We start from the raw sequence: 18058 nt of genomic DNA, 5'->3' as shown, positions 1-18058 counted from the left end.
TCATTCTTTTTCCACTTTTGTGAACGCAATCAGCTCTTCTCCCCCCGTTCTTATCCTATAGGCACGCATTTTGCCGTCAAGGAAGCCCTTGATTGCCCTTAAGGTTTTCTCGCGCCTGATCAGAAGCTCCCGGGCTTCATCGACGCTCACCGCCTCAAACCTCAGCCTCTCCCCCGGCCGGCTCTGTGCAACGATGGGTAAATCTGCCGTTGAAACGACGGCTATCTTCGCGTAGCCGCCGGTGGTCTGGGCATCGCGCATCATCACTATCGGCTTTCCGTTCGCGGGAACCTGAACCGTTCCAGGCACCAGGGGCTCCGTGACGATGTCGGCGCCCTTCGGGGAATGTTCTATGACCAGCCCGTCCAGGCGGTAGCCCATCCTGTCGCTCTCGGGAGTCACCTCATAGGATGAACCCAAGAAGGTCTCAATGCCCCCCTCCGCGAAGTGCTCTAAATTTGGCCCGAGGACGACGCGGACGGTCTTTTCTTTAGCTGAATAGTCCGGCCTCAGCTCCGGGGGCAAATAGCGCCCTTCCCTGCCGGTCAGGATGGCGTAGCCCAGGCTTAACCTGTCGCCGGCCTTCAGCGGCCTTCCGAGGTTTGCCTTTGGATAGGCCGAGCAACTCCCGAGAAGCGGCTCACACTTTACCCCGCCTGCGAAGGCGATGTAGCCGTAGAGGCCGCTCTTCAGTGTCCCCACTTCGAGGATATCCCCTCTCCTCGCCCAGTGGCTTGCCCAGGGTTCAATGGGAACGCCGTTGAGCTTAACGTCAACATCTCCAGCGACGGCGAAGACCGCTGAAGCGTTGAACCTCACCGTTGGCCCCGCCAGGAGGAACTCAAGGAGAGGCCCATCACCAGGGTTCCCGACGAGGTAATTGGCTATCCTCGCAGAATAATCGTCCATGAAGCCGGAAACCGGGACGCCGAGCTTTCTATAGCCGGGCCTTCCGGAGTCCTGGACGGTGAGGAGTGAAGGAACGTTGAGGAGCTCAATCATCTCCCTCCCCCCATTCGACCTCGTAGAGCTCTCTGAACTCCGACTCGTCGATGGGGACGAACTTTACCAGGTCACCGGGCCTTATGAGAGTTGGGGGTTCCCTCCCGGGGTTGAAGAGTCTGAGCGGAGTCCTTCCAATTAGCCTCCAGCCGCCGGGGCTTTCGAGGGGATAGATACCAGTCTGCTTCCCGGCTATCCCCACGGAGCCGGCTGGGACTTTTAAGCGCGGTTTTTCAAGTCTTGGAGTTGCTATACGCTCGTCCATGCCTCCGAGGTAGGCGAAACCCGGAAGGAATCCTAGGAAGTAGACGCGGTAGGTCGGCTTGGAATGTATCTCGATCACGTCATCGACGGTCAGGCCGTTGTGTTCCGCCACAAAGCCGATATCCGGGCCGTACTGACCGCCGTAAACGACCGGAATCTCGACGAGTCTTCCCTTGAAGGATTCCGGCGGAACTTGGAGGAGGGGCTCAATGGCCGCCTTCACCTCGCTGAAGCTCGCCTTGAGGGGGTCGTAGAAGACGTAGACCGTCGAGTAAGCCGGCACGGCCTCAACGACCCATTCAAAGTCAGCCCTCTCCACAGCATCGGCAATGGCATGGACTCTGGCGTTTACCTCTTCGTCGATGACCTCGCCGAAGGATACGAGCAGCGCTGAATCGCCGAGGGGTTTTATGGTAGGTTTCATGGTCTCACCGCACGATCTCCCTCATCGGCACTACCCTAACGCCTTCCTCCTCAAGGACCCTCCTTATCCGCGCCGCGATTTGAACCGCCTTTGGGTTGTCGCCGTGGACGCAGATTGTATCTGCCCTAAGCTCGACCCACTCGCCGTTTATCGCCCTGACTCCGCCGTCCTTGACCATCGAGATGACGCGCTCGGCTATCGCTTCCTCCTCGTGTATGACCGCTCCGGGCTTCGAGCGGGGGACGAGGGTTCCGTCAGGGTTGTACGCGCGATCCGCGAAGACCTCGTGGGCTACCTTAACCCCCATCTCCTCGGCTATCTCCGCCGGCCTTGAGCCTGAGAGGGCCACAAATATCGGGTTTCTATCGAAGTCCGCTATTCCCTCTATCACGGCCCTCGCGAGCTCCTCCTCTTTAACGAGGGCGTTGTAGAGCGCCCCATGTGGCTTGACGTGCTGGAGCTCGATTCCCTCTGCCCTTGTGAAGGCGTAGAGGGCGCCGATCTGATAGAGGATGTAGTTGCGAGCTTCATCCGGTGAGAGCTTCATGTACCTCCTCCCGAAGCCGAGCAGGTCCGGGTAGCCGGGGTGCGCCCCAACGGCAACGCCCTTCTCCTTCGCGAGTCTTACCGTTTTCCTCATGACTATAGGGTCACCGGCGTGCCAGCCTGTTGCAACGTTGGCGCTCGTGATGTAGTTCATAACCTCCTCGTCGAGGCCGAGTTTGTAGCGGCCAAAGCTCTCGCCGAGGTCAGAGTTCAGGTCAACCTTCATCCACACCACCGGCTTCATTTCGACGGAAATCTAAAAAAGGGTTTCTCCGAGTTTAGGCCATGAAGGTTCAGGTCATAGATGCGGCTGTCTTCATTCAGGGGTTCGATGTGGAAGGGGTTACGACGCCGAAGGTCGTCGATGAAGTGAAAGACCCAGAGTCGAAGCTTTTTCTGGAGGGGCTGATAAGCGCCGGGAAGGTTAGGGTTCTGTCCCCATCCCGGGAGAGCCTTGAAGCGGTAAGGGAAGCGGCCAGAAAGACGGGCGAGTTAAACGAGCTCAGCGAGGCAGACGTCGAGATTCTCGCCCTAGCGTACGAGCTTGGGGGAGTCCTCTTCACCGACGACTACAACCTCCAGAACATAGCGAAAACCCTCGGGATAGAATTCAGAACCCTCAAGAGAGGGATAAAGCGAGTCATCCGCTGGAACTACGTCTGTATAGGCTGCGGGAAGCGTTTCTCAGAGATGCCGCCGGAGGGAATCTGTCCCGACTGCGGCAGCCAGGTGAGACTGATACCTAAGAAGAAGCGCCGGAGAAAACGCCCCGGGCGGGCTCGGCGCTCATAGGGCACGTCACAACCGCGGAGCGGTTCAGCCCGTCTTGGAATCGTCACTGCCCGCCCGGGGCGGCGTCAGATAGCGTTGCTCTTCACCGATCCGCGCAATTCGCTGTCATCATCCGCGGTTCAACCTTGGAGGTAGTAGGATATAAGCTTTCTCAGCTCGACGTTGCGCTCGGGCTTCATTCTAAGAAACCTCTTAAGTTGGCTGTTCTCGGCTATCAGGCCCGAGAGCTCGATGGCGAGTATTTTGTTGTCCTCACTCAAACCATAGGCCTTGAAGCGGAGCGGGGCGTACTCCTTCTCAAGATCCCACGTCCTTTCCTCAAGCACTCTTGCCTTCTCCTCAAGTTCCTCAAGGTCGCCCTTGGGCTCCTTGAATTCCCCCTTTAGGGCTATCTCGATGACCCTCTCGGGAGAAACGCCGTACCTTTCGCCGAGACGCTCTATCTCGCCCCACAGCTCTTCGTTTATCCCGACCTCAATCTTTCCGAAGCCCTTGTTCGGCCTGATGATGAGTTTCATCCCGTTCACACTCCATGAACGACTCGTTCACGATCCGTGAACTTTCTCAAGCTCTCTCCTTTTCTCTTAGACCTTCTTTCTGAGCTCCTCGTTTTCCTTCCTCAGCCTCTCCCGTTCGGCCATCATGAACTCCTTGTCCCTCAAAGCCCTCTCGTAGAACTCTCTGAGCTCCTCTATCTCACCTTCCATCTCCCGAAGTTTTTCCTCAAGTTTTGCGACCTTTTCAAGGAGAATCTCCTCGCGCTCGGCCTTTAGAGTATCCTCCATCCGGGGAAGATTCTCACGAAGGAGGGCATTGATGTCGCGCCCCTTTAGGGACTTGAATTTCTCCTTTTCTAGAATAATCTTAATCTCGCTCATTTTCTCTTCCTCTCCATCTCGGTCTTCCTGTCATAGCAGGTGATGTAAAACGCCAGAAGCCCCTTCCACTTCCCGTAGGGTTCTATGATCTCCCTCACGTCCTTTTCTTTGACGTCCTTAACCCGCTTCCCAAAAATCTTCCCTATTCCTCTCCTGAGCCCAAGGTCTCCGGCGGGATAGACGTTCTTTCTCAGACCGTAGGCCAGGAAGAGTTCGGCGCTCCACTTTCCTATGCCCCGAAACTTTGTGAGGTACTTAATGGCCTCCTTAACGTCCCAGTCCCAGAGTTCGAGGTCGAGCTTTTTGGCAAGATGAAGCTCCGTCAGCGACTTTATGTAGCCGGCCCTATAGCCGAGCTTCGCTTTTTTGAGCTCCTCATCACTCAATGTGGCTATTCTCTCAGGACGCGGAAAGGCGTAGATGGCCCCAAAGGGCTTTCCGGCCAGCTTCACGAGGTTCGCAATAGTTCTCTGGGCGAATTCGAAGCTGACCTGTTGCTGGGCGATGACTTCAATCAGTGCTTGGTACGTGCTCGGTGCCCTTGGGGCGGTAAGGCCGTAGAACTCGTCGATCAGGAATGCAAAGGGGGAATCGCTTATCCCGGCATAGAAGGAATCCAGATCCGTGTCGAGACCGAGGACAAAGGACAGCTTTTCCTTCGCGGACTTCCTTTCCCCTCTGTCCCACGACTCGGGAAAAATGAAGTCCTCTCCATCGTAGCCGGCGATACCGCTCTCAAAAGCCTGGTAGAAAACACCGTCTTCGAACTTCCAAGTGCCGTTGCGTATCATCTCATGGGCAGTCTTTCTCAGGTCAATCCCAGCCATCGGTCGAGCCTAACGGGGTTCTCCCTTATATCCTTTAGGGTCGAGACGTAGAGCCTCTTACCGTCAACGGAACGCTTGATTTGAAGCTCGCCCCTTTCCTCCAAGAAGCGCATGGCCTCTTTAACCTCTTCCGCGCGGACATCGAAGTTCTCCCTCAGGAAGTCCCAGTACGGTTCGTGCAGGCTGTACCTGGCGGCCGCACGGACGAGCTCCCAGGCCCTCGCGACCTTTTCATCCCCTCTGGCAACGCGGTAGAGCTTGGCCAGAGTTTTCAGCCCCATGTTACTGAATTCTCACCCAACATATAAATCACTTTTGGAAGACAGGCAAAAGATTTAAACCCTTTAGTAGTACTGATATCAGGGGGTAGGTATGCGACCCAAGGTTGCGCTGGCGGCGCTGGTGCTCTTCGTAGTGCTCGTTCTTCAGCCGGGAGTGCACGCACAGAGGAACACGGTTTACGTTGCAAAGGTCGATGGAATGATAACCGGCTATACAGTCGACCAGTTCGACAGATACATAAGCAGGGCAGAGGATGCGAATGCCTCCGCAATAATCATCGAGCTGAACACCCCCGGCGGCAGGGCCGACGCCATGCAGGAGATAGTAACGCGGATCGAGAACGCCAGGGTTCCGGTTATCATCTACGTCTACCCCTCGGGCGGAATGGCAGCATCCGCGGGAACGTACATCGCCCTGAGTTCTCACCTCATCGCAATGGCCCCGGGGACCGTGATAGGGGCCTGCCGACCGATACTAGGCTACGGACAGAACGGGAGCATAGTGGAGGCGCCGCCGAAGATAACCAACTTCTACGTGGCCTACCTCCGCGAGCTGGCCCGGATGAGCGGCAGGAACGAGACGCTCGCGGCGGAGTTTATAACCGAGGACAGGAGCGTAACCCCCGATGAGGCCATGAAGTACGGAGTCATTGAGGTTATAGCGACCGACCTTGACGACCTGCTCCAGAAAGCCGACGGTATGGAGACAAAGATGCCTGTCAAAGGCAGGGGGAAGGTAGTGCTGCACATCAAAAACGCAGACGTGGTTTACCTTGAGCCATCCTTCAGGGACACGGTCGTGAAGTACATAACCGACCCAACCGTGGCGTACCTCCTTCTGAACATAGGCTTCATAGGGCTGATATTCGGCTTTTTAACCCCCGGCTGGCACGTGCCGGAAACCATAGGGGCAATACTCCTGGTGCTCGGCCTCATCGGACTGGGCTACTTCGGATACCGCAGCGCAGGCCTGATACTCATAGTTCTGGCGATGATATTCTTCATAGCCGAGGCTCTGACGCCGACCTTCGGCCTGTTCACAGTCGCGGGGGTTGTGACCTTCGTCATAGGGGGGGTTCTGCTCTTCAGCGGAACCGGAGCTGGAGGTGAGTACTTGGTGACAAGTGAGACATACTCAGTACTGCGTATAGCGATACTGGTAATGGCAATACTGCTCGGGCTGTTCTTCCTCTTCGGTGCGGCCACCGTGGTCAGGGCCCACAGGAAAAAACCTGAGGCAGGAAAGGAGGAGCTCATCGGGGAAGTCGGAAAGGTCGTGGAAGACGTCGATCCTGAGGGCGTCATCAAGCTTCACGGCGAGCTCTGGAAAGCGGAGAGCAGGGATGGAAGCAGGATTCCAGTCGGGGAGAAGGCCAAAGTTGTTGAAGTCAGGGGATTAACCCTCATCGTCGAAAAAGTTGGGGGAGTAAAGGAGGGAGAATGAATGGCCATAACGGCAAGTACCGTGGTTATTTCGATTGTTTTGTTGTTTGTTTTGATTATACTGGCGACGGCGATAAAGATAGTCAAGGAGTACGAGAGGGCGGTTATATTCCGCCTCGGTAGGGTCGTGGGAGCAAGGGGTCCCGGACTGTTCTTCATCATCCCGATATTCGAGAAGGCAGTCATAGTGGACCTCCGTACGCGCGTCCTCGACGTGCCGGTGCAGGAGACCATAACCAAGGACAACGTTCCAGTAAGGGTCAACGCGGTCGTTTACTTCCGCGTGGTTGATCCCGTCAAGGCGGTTACCCAGGTGGCGAACTACATAATGGCCACCAGCCAGATCGCCCAAACGACCCTGAGGAGCGTCATCGGCCAGGCACACCTCGACGAGCTGCTGAGCGAGAGGGAGAAGCTCAACCTTCAGCTCCAGAAGATCATCGACGAGGCCACCGACCCGTGGGGAATAAAGGTCAGCACGGTTGAGATCAAGGACGTTGAGCTGCCGAGCGGCATGCAGAGGGCCATGGCCAGGCAGGCCGAGGCAGAGCGTGAGAGGAGGGCCAGGATAACCCTGGCAGAGGCGGAGCGCCAGGCCGCCGAGAAGCTCCGCGACGCCGCCGAGATAGTGTCCCAGCACCCGATGGCCCTTCAGCTCAGGACGCTCCAGACCATAAGCGATGTTGCCAGCGACAAGAGCAACGTGATCATCCTGCCGCTCCCGATGGAGATGCTCAAGCTCTTCAGGAGCCTGGCGGACACCGCGGAGATGGCCAGGGTAAAGCTTGAAAAGGAAGTCCAGGAGAAGCTGGAGGCCGAGGCCAGGGCAAAGGCCGGGGAGGAGTGAAATACGAATAGTTTTTCTTCTATCTTTTTCCCGCGTTTCTAGATGAACCGCAAAAAATAAAAGCATTGCCTGCATAGTTCATACACGCAAACTGGATACTCCGTATAAAATCGAAGGCCTCAGGGATTATTACAGAAAAAGGGCGGTTACCGCTTAGCACCGGAGGTGTTAACTTTGGAAGGCCGTTCAATTGTTTTTGCATCTGGAAAAGGTGGAACTGGTAAAACAACGACGGTTGCAAACCTGGGTGTCGCTCTGGCTCAGTTTGGAAAGGAGGTCATTCTGCTGGACGCGGACATCACGATGGCGAACCTGAGCCTCGTCCTTGGAATGGAGGACATTCCAATAACCCTCCACGACGTTCTTGCGGGCGAGGCGGACCTCAAGGACGCCATCTACGAGGGTCCAGCGGGAGTCAAGGTCATACCGGGAGGACTGAGCCTGGAGAAGATAAAGAAGGCTAAGCCGGAAAAGCTCAGGCAGCTCATCAGGGAGATAGGCCAGATGGCGGATTTCGTCCTCATCGATGCCCCCGCTGGTCTCGAGATGACATCCGTTACGGCACTCCTCATTGGTAAGGAGCTCATAATCGTTACCAACCCCGAGATATCCGCCATCACGGACTCCCTCAAAACCAAGCTCATAGCGGAGAAGCTCGGAACGCTTCCCCTCGGAGCCATACTCAACAGGGTCACCAACGAGAAGACCGAGCTCACCCAGGAGGAGATCGAGGCCATCCTCGAGGTCCCTGTCCTGGCAGTGATACCCGAGGACCCCGAAGTCAAGCGCGCAAGCGCCTACGGTGTCCCCCTGGTAATCAAGAACCCGACTAGCCCATCGGCAATAGCCATTAAGCAGCTCGCGGCCAAGCTCGCGGGAATCAAGTGGCAGGCACCGGAGCCTGAGAGCCCCATCAAGAGGGTCTTCAAAGCACTCTTCGGGGGGAAGAAGTGATGGCCGACGCACTCGTGTACGGAATCGTGATCATCCTCATCATCCTCAACATAATCCTGCTGATGCTCTACTACTCGGCCAAAAGCAACCCTTACTACGTCGTCTACGACGAAGAAACCAAGAGCGCCCTGAAGAGACGCGTCTCAAGCCTCAAGGAGGATCTCGAGAGCGAGCTCGTTGACTTTGACGTCGATGAGTGGGAGAAGACCCTCGAAGAGTCCATAGACGAGGAAGTCAGGAACCTCTGAGCTTTTTAACCATTTTGTTATTAAACATTTTTGAGGCGTTAAATTTTAAAAGGTCTGTTCTGTTAACTTTAAAATGGGGGTGAGCTCTTATGAAGGTCCGGCTCGGCTATCCAGACAGGATAGTCGAGGTTGATGATAGGACCGTCCGGGTCTTCAGGGGCAGACTCGTGAGCGCCCCCCTGAGCGAGGTTGTGAGCTACTACCTGAGGGGCGATGGACTTCTGCCCCCAGCGGTCAGGGAGATCGCGCGGGACATAGTTGCGGTTCTTCTCAGAACGGGCGAGATGAAGGGCGAGTACCACGGGGTTATAGGGCAGCTTCACGGCCTCAGCAGATGATTTTTACATTTATCCTGCAAGGCCAGTCCCACCTTTAAGAACGTTTTTCCCGCACATCAGTTGAAAAGGTTTAAGTATTCTTCTGCACAATACTGGGAACTAAACTCACAGGAGGGAACGGAAGTGAAGGCTAAGGTCAGGATACTGGATGTGTACAGCGGGAGGTACTCGGTTTTCATAAACGAGAAGGAGGCCATGAGGGCCAAGCTTCACCCGGATGATCTTGTAAAGCTTGAGGCGGGCAAGAAGACGGTTTACGGCAGCGTGGTCATAAGCGGTCTTGTCAGGGAGGGAGAGATTGGAATAAGCAGGGACATCCTTCAGCTCCACAGCTTCTCCGAGGGTGAGACCGTTACTGTCATCCCGAGCGGCACACCAGAGAGCGTCCGCTACATAAAGAAGAAGATGAACGGAGGAAAGCTCCGGAAGGTGGAGATAGAGACGATAATCAAGGACATCGTTGACAGGAAGCTCCGCGACATTGAGATAAGCTCATTCGTCACCTCGCTTGAGATAAACGGCCTCGATATGGACGAGATAGCCGCCCTGACGATAGCAATGGCCGAGACGGGCGACATGCTCGACATAGACAGAAAGCCGATAATGGACGTCCACAGCATTGGAGGCGTCCCCGGCAACAAGACAAACATCCTCGTCGTGCCCATCGTTGCCGCCGCCGGCCTCACCATCCCCAAGACCAGTTCCCGTGCAATAACCAGCGCGGCCGGAACGGCGGACGTCGTGGAGGTCTTTGCGGACGTCAGCTTCTCCCTCGATGAGATAAAGCGCATCGTGGAGAAGATAGGGGCCTGTATGGTCTGGGGAGGAGCGCTTAACCTCGCCCCGGCCGACGACATAACCATCAAATCTGAGCGCGCCCTCAGCATCGACCCGACCGGCCTGATGCTGGCCAGCATAATGTCAAAGAAGTACGCCATGGGTAGCCAGTACGTCCTCATCGACATTCCCACCGGCAAGGGCGTCAAGGTCGAGAGTGTGGACCAGGCCAGGGCCCTGGCGAGGGACTTCATTGAGCTGGGCAAGAGGCTCGGTCAGTACGTCGAGGTGGCCATAACCTACGGCGGCCAGCCGATTGGACACACCGTCGGCCCGGCCCTCGAGGCGAGGGAGGCCCTCCAGGCCCTCATGGCCGGCACCGGTCCGGGCAGTCTTATAGAGAAGGCCACCGGGCTCGCCGGAGTCCTGCTGGAGATGGGCGGTGTTGCACCGGCCGGAATGGGCAAGAAGATGGCGCGCGAGATACTCGAGAGCGGAAAGGCATACCAGAAGATGCGCGAGATAATAGAGGAGCAGGGAGGCAACCCGGACATCAAGCCGGAGGACATCCCTGTTGGCGACAAGACCTACACATTCACCGCACCGACGAGCGGCTACATCACCGCCATAGACAACAAGGCCATCACGGGAATAGCCAGGGCCGCCGGGGCGCCGGAGGACAAAGGCGCGGGAATCGAGCTGTACGTCAAGGTTGGGGAGAAGGTCAAGGAGGGCGACCCGCTCTTCACGATCCACGCGGAGAGCGAGGCCAGGCTCGACCAGGCGATAGTCTTTGCAAGGAGGACAGAGCCCATAAGAATAGAAGGGATGGTCCTTCAGAGGATAGGCAACATCTGAACTGTGCTTTTCTCTTCTTTTCAAATTTAATGAGGAATCAAAGGGTGGAAATGGCTCTACTCCCGCTTCCTGTGCCTCTCGTACCAGCCCCACTCCTTCTTGGAACCGAAGGCCCTGACCCCCTTCTCGACCAGGGTTATTCTGAGCTCCTTGGCCATCTCGTGGGTTATCTCACCGCGCTCCTCCATCCAGTTTATTATCTCAAGCGCCTCGTCATCAGTGCTGCATCTTCTGAGGAAATCGATAACCGTGGGATTGTAGCCGGAGAAGTCCATTTCCTCCCGTTCTGTGGAGTCTTCCTCCTCGTCGGTGCGGTAGGCCTCTATCGGAACGCCCTTCCCCTCGAGCTCCCTCGCAAGGGCCGGGAAGGTCTGTTCAAACTCCTCCCTCTCATACTCCTGCCAGGCGAAGTCGTCTGCAGGTTTCTTCTTTTTCTTTTCGTCCATTCTTCACACCAGACTCGGTTTGGGGCTAGGGGTTTATAAATACTGAGTAGAATCCTCCCCTCATGAGAGGGTCATACCTCCTCGTAATCCTGCTGGAGAACGATAAAACCATCAAAACCAAGGGGCGGGAGTTCCGTCTAAGGAGGGGCCACTACGTGTACGTCGGCTCGGCGATGAACTCCCTTGAAAAACGCGTTGCCAGACATTTCAGCGAGCACAAGAGGCTCCACTGGCATATAGACTTCCTCCTGAAGGATGCCCAGCTCCTAAGGGCGTACCTCATTCCCAGTGAGGAGCGGCTGGAGGAAAAGCTCTCGCTGGAGGTGGCAAAGTACGGGGAGCCCGTCGAGGGATTCGGCGCGGGGGACGTCAGGGTCAGCACCAACCTCTACCGCTTCGAAGGGGAACCGGATGAGACTCTCACCGCCATTCTAAGCGAACTCGGGCTGGAGTGGAAAAGGGTTAAAAGCAGGGAGGAAGTTATAGAGTTCGGTGGGAGAAAATGAGACTCCAGCTCGGAAAGGTCGAGACGTACATTCACGAGAAGATTGAGACCGAAAAGCTTCACTTCGTTCTCCTTGATCCCGATGACGTGACGCCCGAGGAAGCCGCCAAAATAGCCGAGATGGGCGAGGAGATAGGGGTAGACGCGATAATGATAGGCGGCTCGACGGGGGCGGAGGGGGACGTCCTCGATGACGTCGTGCGGGCGATAAAAGAATCCTCAAGCCTGCCGACGATACTGTTCCCCGGCTCCCACGGAGGAATAAGCAAATACGCAGATTCAATATTCTTCATGAGCCTTCTCAATTCGACCAACCCATTCTTCATAACCGGCTCCCAGGCCCTGGGGGCGTTCACGGTCAAGCGCTACGGCATAGAACCGATACCAATGGCGTACCTCATAGTCGAGCCCGGGGAGACCGTCGGCTGGGTCGGCGATGCCAAGCCCATCCCGCGCCACAAGCCCAAGATCGCCGCGGCCTACGCCCTGGCGGGCCAGTACCTCGGAATGCGCCTGGTGTACCTCGAGGCAGGAAGCGGGGCGCCGCAGCCCGTTCCCCCCGAGATGATAGCGCTCGTGAAGCGCGTCATAGACGTTCCGCTCATCGTCGGCGGCGGCATAAGGAATGCGGAGCAGGCGCGGGCGGCCGTGAGGGCCGGCGCTGACATAATCGTCACGGGGACCGCGATAGAAAAGGCCGGCTCTCTGGAGAAAGCCCGGGAAAAGCTGGTGGAGCTGAACAGGGGAATAAAGGGATGAGGCTCAGACCTCTGAGAGAACCTTGAACGTTATCTTTCCGTTCCTGACTATCTTTTTGAGGTCGGAGAGAAGCTTTGGAGCGTTGTCCTCGACCACTTCCATCTTGATTTCGCTTATGCCCTCTGCATCGGGCGGGAAGAAGTGAATGTCGCGAATCCTGCCCCTAACCTTGCCATACAAACGGCTCAGAATCTTTCCCCTTCCTTCGTAGGGCAATTTTATGTCGAGTTCAACAATTTGCATGCATATCACCGCTCTATTTTATGAAAGAAGGCCTATATAACCCTTTTCATGAACGGGAATTATCGGGCGGGTATAAAAATAGTCCTGGCAGTTATAACCCGGGAGGCAACGCGAGCGGAACGTCCACGGATAAAGTTTAAGTTCTGCATGCAGAACAGAAAATGCCCCCGGGAAACCGCGGGGGATGAGCGCCTCGGCGAGCGATGATTTCCCTTCGCTCCCCGGGGGCACACTCATAATAGGAAAAAGGAATCACCACTTCCCTCGGGAGCCGCTGGTTCTTGAATAACCTCCCGAGTAGTCTCTCCTTCCCCGTTTTCCGCCGTTACTGCGTCTTGAGTTCCGGGAGTAGCTCCTCCGGTTCTCCCTCTCATACCTCTCGCGGTACTCGCGCGGAATCTCCTCGCTCAGCTCGGACTTGCGTATCTCAACGCCCGCGGTCTGGGCGATGTAGCGGAGCCTCCTGAACTCGCCGGGCATTATGAAGGTCACCGCCCTTCCTTTCTTGCCCATCCTGCCGGTTCTGCCTATCCTGTGGACGTAGTCCTCGGCCGTCATGGGCAGGGAGTAGTTCACGACGTAGTTTATGTCCTGCACGTCGAGGCCCCTGGCGGCGACATCGGTTGCCACTAGAATCCTCGTTCTCTTGGTCTTGAAGCGCCAGAAGGTTCTCTCGCGCGCGGCCTGGCTCATGTCGCCGTTGAGTGCCTCGGCGCTGTAACCGGCCCTCCTGAGCTTCTCGCTCAGCTCCCTTGTTTCCCTCTTGGTGGCGCAGAAGACTATGCCGTAGAAGTCCCCGGTGCCGTCGAGTATTTTCCTGAGCATCGTGAGCTTCCTCGCCGGAACGACTTCCACGTACTCCTGATCCACCATCTCGGGGACGAGCTCGTCGCTGCTGACGCTTACCACCTCGTAGTCACCCATGTAGCGCCTCGCGAGCCTCTTTATCTCCGGCGGCATCGTGGCGGAGAACATCAGCACACGCTTCTTTCTCGGCGTCTCCCTGAAAATCGCCTCTATGTCGTCTATGAATCCCATGTCGAGCATCCTGTCGGCCTCATCGAGGATGAAGAACTTCACGGAGCTCAGGTCGAGGGTCCCGCGCCTTATGTGGTCGAGAACCCTGCCGGGGGTTCCGACTACAACGTGGGTTCCCCTCTCAAGGGCCCTTATCTGCGGCCCTATCGGCTGGCCGCCGTAGACCGCGTAGACGTAAACCCTCTTCCTCCCGCGGAGGCTCTTGATTTCATCCGACACCTGGAGGGCAAGCTCCCTCGTGGGCGTGAGTATTATCGCCTGAACGGCTTTTATCTTCGGATCGATAGCCTCGATTATCGGGAGCGCAAATGCCGCTGTTTTTCCCGTCCCCGTCTGGGACTGGCCGATTATATCGACGTCGCCCGATAGAAGGCGCGGGATTACCTCCCTCTGAATATCCGTCGGACTTGAGAAGCCCTTCTGCCTGACGGCCACTAACGTGGCCTCCGATAAGCCCAAGCTTTCAAAACTCATTTTTCTAACTCCTTATACGTTACTCAAACGCATCCCTTCTCAAACGGAACGCGTCGAGAAGAAACGCGGTCTGGCGGGCCGGGGGGGATTCGAACCCCCGACCACGGGATTAAGAGTCCCGCGCTCTAACCATGCTGAGCTACCGGCCCTCAACCCGAAACCATAGACGGGAGGTGGCTTTATAAATTTTTCGGTCGGCGGCCGGGCATGAGGGAACAGAAAAATTTATAAAGGCTCCACGAGCCTTATAGTTTGGCGACGCGGGGGTTGCCAAGCCTGGTCAAAGGCGCGGGATTGAGGGTCCCGTCCCGTAGGGGTTCCGGGGTTCAAATCCCCGCCCCCGCACCAGAAACGTTTCTTCCGAAAAGCTTCATTGAGGTCGGTGATGCTTTTCCAAAATGTAATTTCTGGTGATTTCTCCACATCAGAATTCCAACCAGGCCTTTCTGGAGGTTGTACCGCTCGAAACAACGCCGAGAACACTAAGAGGCAAACTCTGTGGCACAGTTTAGGTTGATTGGACTTCTTTGGGGATGTCAGGTCAGAACTACACTCGGCGAATTTTTGATGATGAACCCAAAACCAGAGAACGCACGGGCCAAACATATTTAAACCTTCAGTGCGTAAAATCCATCGGTGACTTTGATGAAAGGAATCTCCCGAGAGCTGGTGGTTGGGATTTTCGTGGGAATCGCGATCGGGGCGGTTCTCTCCTACGCTCTCGCCGTCCACGACGGCACCTCCGGTGATATCCGCACCTGTCCCGTAGTCAATCACGGAATCCTGACGGGATACCTGGTGAGGGCCAGCCCCACCACCGGCGGGGAGGCCACCGCCAGGGCGGCGGAGAGAGCATATCTAGAGCAGCGCAGCCCAAACTACCCCCTCGAGCTATTCAGGGAGATGTACCGCGACGTTCCGGGGAGAAAGGAATTCATCGGGCTTTCATACGTTTTCACCAATGACAACCTCCTCTACGGCCGATTCGCCATCTCCAACGAAACGCCCCCGGATTTCGAGTTCGCAAGCCCGGCTCAGGACATGAGCCAGAGGGTAGATGGCGCAGGGATAATAACCCCTAAATGGGCCGTCATCTTCGTGAGCCTCTACGACTTCGGGGGAATGAACAGCGTTGAGGAGCTCCGGCTCACCGCGCCGGGGGAATGGAAGCTCGAGTACTACGGGGGAACGGGAGACATTCTGACCGGAGACGTGCTCCGCGTGAGGTTCTCCAGCATGAAAAGGGACAACTACGTGGTCCTGGCCTTCGAGACCGACGGCTCCCTTGATCACCCACCACAAATAGAAGTCGTCATCGATGGGGACAGCTACCTGCTGCTGAGGGACTATTCCTCCACGTAGGGTGCGGTTATCACCTTCCTTATCTCCCTCGCCTTCTTAGGCCCTATTCCCTCGACCTCCTTCAGCTCCTCCTCAGTTGCAGTGAAAACCTGCTCAACGTTGCCGAAGTGCGCGAGGAGGCGCTTGGCGAGGGTCGCGGAGACGTTGGGCAGGCCCTCAACTATCAGGCGCTGCCTCTCGGCCAGCGTTAGGGCCTTCTTCTCGCTCCTGAGGCGGACCTCCTTCTTTCTCTCCTCCTGCTCGCGCTTTGCCATCAGGTATATGAACTGCGCCGTCTCCTCGGTTCCGGAGGAGAAAAGAATGGGCACCCCCCAGTCGAGGGTCACCGCCGCTATGGCCCCCCTGATGGCGTTGGGATGGATGTTCCTTACCCCGTAAAGCTCGCCCTCGATGATTATGACCGGCTTCTCGTAGGCCCTCTTGAGCCTCTCAACCTGATCAAAGAGCCTGCCGTCGATGATCGACTGGATGAAGTCGTTGGCGCTCTTGCGCTCTATGCCGACGTCCTCACTCACCACATAGTCGGCAACGTCGAGCGTCCTGACCTCAACATCTGCTCCAAGCTCGCGGAGGTGCTTCGGCACCCCGCTCCTCAGCTCGCGGCTGTCGGCGTAGACCACTATGGTCTTCGGTTTCTTTACGAAAACCCCTTTCTTCGGAGGCTTTTCGGAAGCCCCGGATTTCTCCTCAGTTTTCGGGGCACCCTTGGGCTTCAGAAACGCATCAAGGGAAGTTATCTTTCCCCTGCTCATCCCGGCACGCTCCGGTGTTTTTTCAACGATTTCAGCGGGTTCCGACCGCCCCCTGGGGCGGGCCCTTTCGAGCTCCCTCGCTATGGCCCTTATTGCGTCGAACATACCCTTCTCCTTTCGCTTCGAGCTCCAGTAGTAGGCCTCGTCCCTCGTCCCCCGGGCCATCAGAATTACAACCTTCCCCTGCCTGTGCCTGCCGGTCCTGCCGCGCCTCTGAATGCTCCTTATGGCTGAAGGCACCGGCTCGTAGAAGACGACCAGGTCCACCTCCGGAACGTCCAGTCCTTCCTCGCCAACGCTTGTGGCGACGAGGACGTTGAACTCGGCGCGGGAAAAGCGGTCGAGGACTTCCTTCTGCTTCTTCTGGCTCATGCCCTTGTCCTTCCCCCTGCTAGCCTGGCCGATGAACCTCTCGGCCGCGATGCCCATCGCCTCCAGTTCCTCCACTATTCTCCTCCCCGTGTCACGGTAGTTGGTGAAGACGATCACCTTGGAGTCCGGCTTTCTTTCGAGCTGCCTTTTGACGAGCTCCTTCAGCCGCTCCATCTTCGGATGGTCCACCCCGCTCTCCTTCGCCTGAACGAGGAGGTAAACCACCTTTCTCATGCGCGGGTCTTCCATGAGCTGCTTGCTCGACTTCGCCCGCTTATCCTCCCGGAGCTTCTTGAGGTAGGTGCGCAGGGCCGTTAACCCCTGGGTCTCGAGGAGCTCGATCGCATGCTGGAGCTTGACGGCCTTGGCCTGGTGGAGTCTGAGGCGGCCGATCTCATAGTTGCCCCTCGCGACCTCCTGGTTGATCTTTGACCCCGCCTGAAGCACTTCCCTCTTTGAGATATCGGGGGAGTAAGTCGAAACGAGCTTGAACTGGGCGAGGGGCTTGAGACTCTCCTTCAGCATCTCGCGGAGGAGTTTTCTGACCTCCTTGTATATCTCGGGCAGCTCGACCTTCACCCACTCAAAGGCGATGCTCTGGACGTAGGGTTTAACGTCTGGGGAAGCCTCGGTTCTCACCTCAACGTGCTCGATGCCGAGGTTTTCCACTATCTCGCGGATCTTATCGGCGTCGCTCCCCGGGGATGCGGTCAAGCCGAGAACCAGTGGGTGCCTGGCGGTTTTGAGGTACTCCCTGGCGATGAAAACGTACGAGTAACCGCCAACGGCCCTGTGGGCCTCGTCGATTACCAGAAGGGAAACGTCCTCCAGCGAAATCCTGCCCGTGAGGATATCGTTCTCGACGGTCTGAGGGGTGGCGGTGATGATCGTGCTCTCCTCCCACACCCGTCTGCGCTTTTCGGGGGAGAGTTCTCCGGTGAGGACGTTTATTCTTTCATGAGGGAGGTTGAAGAGGCGCCTAAAGCTCTCCGCGTGCTGTATGGCCAGAGGTTTGGTTGGCGCGAGCATGAGGACCTTGCCGCCGTACCTGGAGAGCCGGTAATCGGCTATGAGCATCGCTATCAGCGTCTTTCCCAGCCCCGTCGGGAGAACGACGAGGCAGCTGGTCTCTTTACAGCGGGCGTAGATTACCTCTTGGTAAACGCGGGGCTCGATGAGGTCTCGGCGAAGGTACATGGTTTAAGCTTGGAGGGAGCGAATAAAAGCTTTCCCTCGAGATGGGGACGGTTCAACCTTCACGTGCCCAGCAGGAGTATGATGTTGCTGAAGACGGGGAGCGCCTTGAGGAGAACGAAAATCGGCGGGAAGTAGCGCAGTGGGGATATAAATCGGGAGAGCCTGAAGACCACGACCAGCAGCAGAACTCCAAGGAGGGTAAAAACAGCGTATCCACCGAAGAACAAAGCGGGGAGTGAAAGTCTGGCCGCGATCAGAGGATTTGCCTCGGCAAGGCCCCGGTCTGCACCCACCCATGTCGTTATGGCGTCCAGCGCGGAGAGGACCACGAAGGCAATCACGTACCACAGGGGGCGCATTGGAACCGCCGCATTGAGATACGCGCAGGTTCTTAAAAGCCTGTCCCCTGAAACCGGCATGCACAAACGATT

Annotated in this window: 22 protein-coding genes and 2 tRNA genes; 11 read left to right on the top strand and 13 right to left on the bottom strand. The window is 56.9% G+C overall.

Annotated features, from left to right (window positions below; translation table 11 throughout):
• From GQS_RS10335 to GQS_RS10325, 3 genes are read right to left on the bottom strand one after another with little or no spacing between them, the layout of a single operon-like run.
• Positions 1-1002, bottom strand: a complete 1002-nt coding sequence (locus tag GQS_RS10335) for a biotin-dependent carboxyltransferase family protein (protein ID WP_014013639.1) — start codon at positions 1000-1002, stop codon at positions 1-3.
• The gene (gene pxpB / locus GQS_RS10330; RefSeq protein WP_014013638.1) at positions 995-1690 is read right to left on the bottom strand and encodes a 5-oxoprolinase subunit PxpB; all 696 of its coding nucleotides are present in this window, start codon (positions 1688-1690) and stop codon (positions 995-997) included. The genes GQS_RS10335 and pxpB overlap by 8 nt, the downstream gene beginning before the upstream one ends.
• 4 nt (positions 1691-1694) lie before the next feature.
• The gene (locus tag GQS_RS10325; RefSeq protein ID WP_014013637.1) at positions 1695-2462 is read right to left on the bottom strand and encodes a 5-oxoprolinase subunit PxpA; all 768 of its coding nucleotides are present in this window, start codon (positions 2460-2462) and stop codon (positions 1695-1697) included.
• Positions 2463-2521: 59 nt separating this feature from the next.
• Here GQS_RS10325 and GQS_RS10320 point away from each other — a divergent pair, with 59 nt between their 5' ends.
• Complete coding sequence (locus tag GQS_RS10320; protein ID WP_014013636.1) at positions 2522-3028, top strand: type II toxin-antitoxin system VapC family toxin; 507 nt, start codon at positions 2522-2524, stop codon at positions 3026-3028.
• A 119-nt stretch (positions 3029-3147) separates the two neighbouring features.
• Here the strand turns inward: GQS_RS10320 and GQS_RS10315 are convergent, their stop codons facing one another.
• The 4 genes from GQS_RS10315 to GQS_RS10300 form a co-directional block, all read right to left on the bottom strand.
• Positions 3148-3546, bottom strand: a complete 399-nt coding sequence (locus tag GQS_RS10315) for a hypothetical protein (RefSeq protein WP_014013635.1) — start codon at positions 3544-3546, stop codon at positions 3148-3150.
• 66 nt (positions 3547-3612) lie between these two features.
• Positions 3613-3906, bottom strand: a complete 294-nt coding sequence (locus GQS_RS10310) for a hypothetical protein (protein ID WP_014013634.1) — start codon at positions 3904-3906, stop codon at positions 3613-3615.
• Complete coding sequence (locus GQS_RS10305) at positions 3903-4733, bottom strand: DNA-3-methyladenine glycosylase (protein ID WP_014013633.1); 831 nt, start codon at positions 4731-4733, stop codon at positions 3903-3905. Before GQS_RS10305 ends, GQS_RS10310 begins: the two co-directional genes overlap by 4 nt.
• Positions 4715-5014, bottom strand: coding sequence for a hypothetical protein (locus GQS_RS10300; protein WP_014013632.1), 300 nt, complete (start codon positions 5012-5014; stop codon positions 4715-4717). Before GQS_RS10300 ends, GQS_RS10305 begins: the two co-directional genes overlap by 19 nt.
• Before the next feature lie 91 nt (positions 5015-5105).
• Here GQS_RS10300 and GQS_RS10295 point away from each other — a divergent pair, with 91 nt between their 5' ends.
• The 6 genes from GQS_RS10295 (at position 5106) to GQS_RS10270 (ending at position 10479) form a co-directional block, all read left to right on the top strand.
• On the top strand, positions 5106-6458 hold the full coding sequence (locus GQS_RS10295) for a nodulation protein NfeD (protein ID WP_014013631.1): 1353 nt from the start codon (positions 5106-5108) through the stop codon (positions 6456-6458).
• On the top strand, positions 6459-7304 hold the full coding sequence (locus GQS_RS10290) for a slipin family protein (RefSeq protein WP_014013630.1): 846 nt from the start codon (positions 6459-6461) through the stop codon (positions 7302-7304).
• A 174-nt stretch (positions 7305-7478) separates the two neighbouring features.
• The gene (minD, locus tag GQS_RS10285) at positions 7479-8258 is read left to right on the top strand and encodes a cell division ATPase MinD (RefSeq protein ID WP_014013629.1); all 780 of its coding nucleotides are present in this window, start codon (positions 7479-7481) and stop codon (positions 8256-8258) included.
• Positions 8258-8506: a hypothetical protein gene (locus GQS_RS10280; RefSeq protein WP_014013628.1), complete on the top strand. Its 249-nt coding sequence runs from the start codon at positions 8258-8260 to the stop codon at positions 8504-8506. Before minD ends, GQS_RS10280 begins: the two co-directional genes overlap by 1 nt.
• Positions 8507-8595: 89 nt before the next feature.
• Positions 8596-8844, top strand: a complete 249-nt coding sequence (locus GQS_RS10275; protein ID WP_014013627.1) for a hypothetical protein — start codon at positions 8596-8598, stop codon at positions 8842-8844.
• A 123-nt stretch (positions 8845-8967) separates the two neighbouring features.
• Complete coding sequence (locus GQS_RS10270; RefSeq protein ID WP_014013626.1) at positions 8968-10479, top strand: AMP phosphorylase; 1512 nt, start codon at positions 8968-8970, stop codon at positions 10477-10479.
• 56 nt (positions 10480-10535) lie between these two features.
• Here the strand turns inward: GQS_RS10270 and GQS_RS10265 are convergent, their stop codons facing one another.
• Complete coding sequence (locus tag GQS_RS10265; RefSeq protein ID WP_014013625.1) at positions 10536-10925, bottom strand: DUF2095 family protein; 390 nt, start codon at positions 10923-10925, stop codon at positions 10536-10538.
• Positions 10926-10987: 62 nt separating this feature from the next.
• Between GQS_RS10265 and GQS_RS10260 the strand changes: the two genes are divergently transcribed.
• Positions 10988-11431, top strand: coding sequence for a DUF123 domain-containing protein (locus GQS_RS10260; protein WP_014013624.1), 444 nt, complete (start codon positions 10988-10990; stop codon positions 11429-11431).
• On the top strand, positions 11428-12189 hold the full coding sequence (locus GQS_RS10255; protein WP_014013623.1) for a geranylgeranylglyceryl/heptaprenylglyceryl phosphate synthase: 762 nt from the start codon (positions 11428-11430) through the stop codon (positions 12187-12189). Before GQS_RS10260 ends, GQS_RS10255 begins: the two co-directional genes overlap by 4 nt.
• Before the next feature lie 3 nt (positions 12190-12192).
• Here GQS_RS10255 and GQS_RS10250 read toward each other — a convergent pair whose 3' ends face one another.
• The 3 genes from GQS_RS10250 to GQS_RS10240 form a co-directional block, all read right to left on the bottom strand.
• Entirely contained in the window at positions 12193-12432 is a 240-nt protein-coding gene (locus tag GQS_RS10250) for a hypothetical protein (RefSeq protein ID WP_014013622.1), read from the bottom strand.
• Between the two features lie 252 nt (positions 12433-12684).
• Positions 12685-13944 (bottom strand): DEAD/DEAH box helicase, encoded by a 1260-nt coding sequence (locus GQS_RS10245; RefSeq protein WP_083818289.1) that lies wholly within the window; start codon positions 13942-13944, stop codon positions 12685-12687.
• Positions 13945-14015: 71 nt separating this feature from the next.
• Positions 14016-14093, bottom strand: a tRNA-Lys gene (locus GQS_RS10240).
• A gap of 111 nt (positions 14094-14204) precedes the next feature.
• Here GQS_RS10240 and GQS_RS10235 point away from each other — a divergent pair.
• Positions 14205-14292: transfer RNA gene (locus tag GQS_RS10235), tRNA-Leu, on the top strand.
• 297 nt (positions 14293-14589) lie between these two features.
• Entirely contained in the window at positions 14590-15306 is a 717-nt protein-coding gene (locus GQS_RS10230) for a hypothetical protein (RefSeq protein WP_014013620.1), read from the top strand.
• On the opposite strand, the gene GQS_RS10225 is transcribed toward GQS_RS10230, so the two are convergent.
• Complete coding sequence (locus tag GQS_RS10225; protein WP_014013619.1) at positions 15291-17627, bottom strand: DEAD/DEAH box helicase; 2337 nt, start codon at positions 17625-17627, stop codon at positions 15291-15293. The two genes, GQS_RS10230 and GQS_RS10225, sit on opposite strands and share 16 nt — an antisense overlap.
• 59 nt (positions 17628-17686) lie before the next feature.
• Positions 17687-17986, bottom strand: coding sequence for a DUF5658 family protein (locus GQS_RS10220; protein ID WP_014013618.1), 300 nt, complete (start codon positions 17984-17986; stop codon positions 17687-17689).
• Between the last annotated feature and the right edge of the window lie 72 nt (positions 17987-18058).

Source organism: Thermococcus sp. 4557 (genome assembly GCF_000221185.1).
In the GTDB taxonomy this organism is placed as follows: domain Archaea; phylum Methanobacteriota_B; class Thermococci; order Thermococcales; family Thermococcaceae; genus Thermococcus.
The sequence above is the reverse complement of the archived record's forward strand: the minus strand, read 5'-3'. Positions and strand labels throughout refer to the sequence as shown.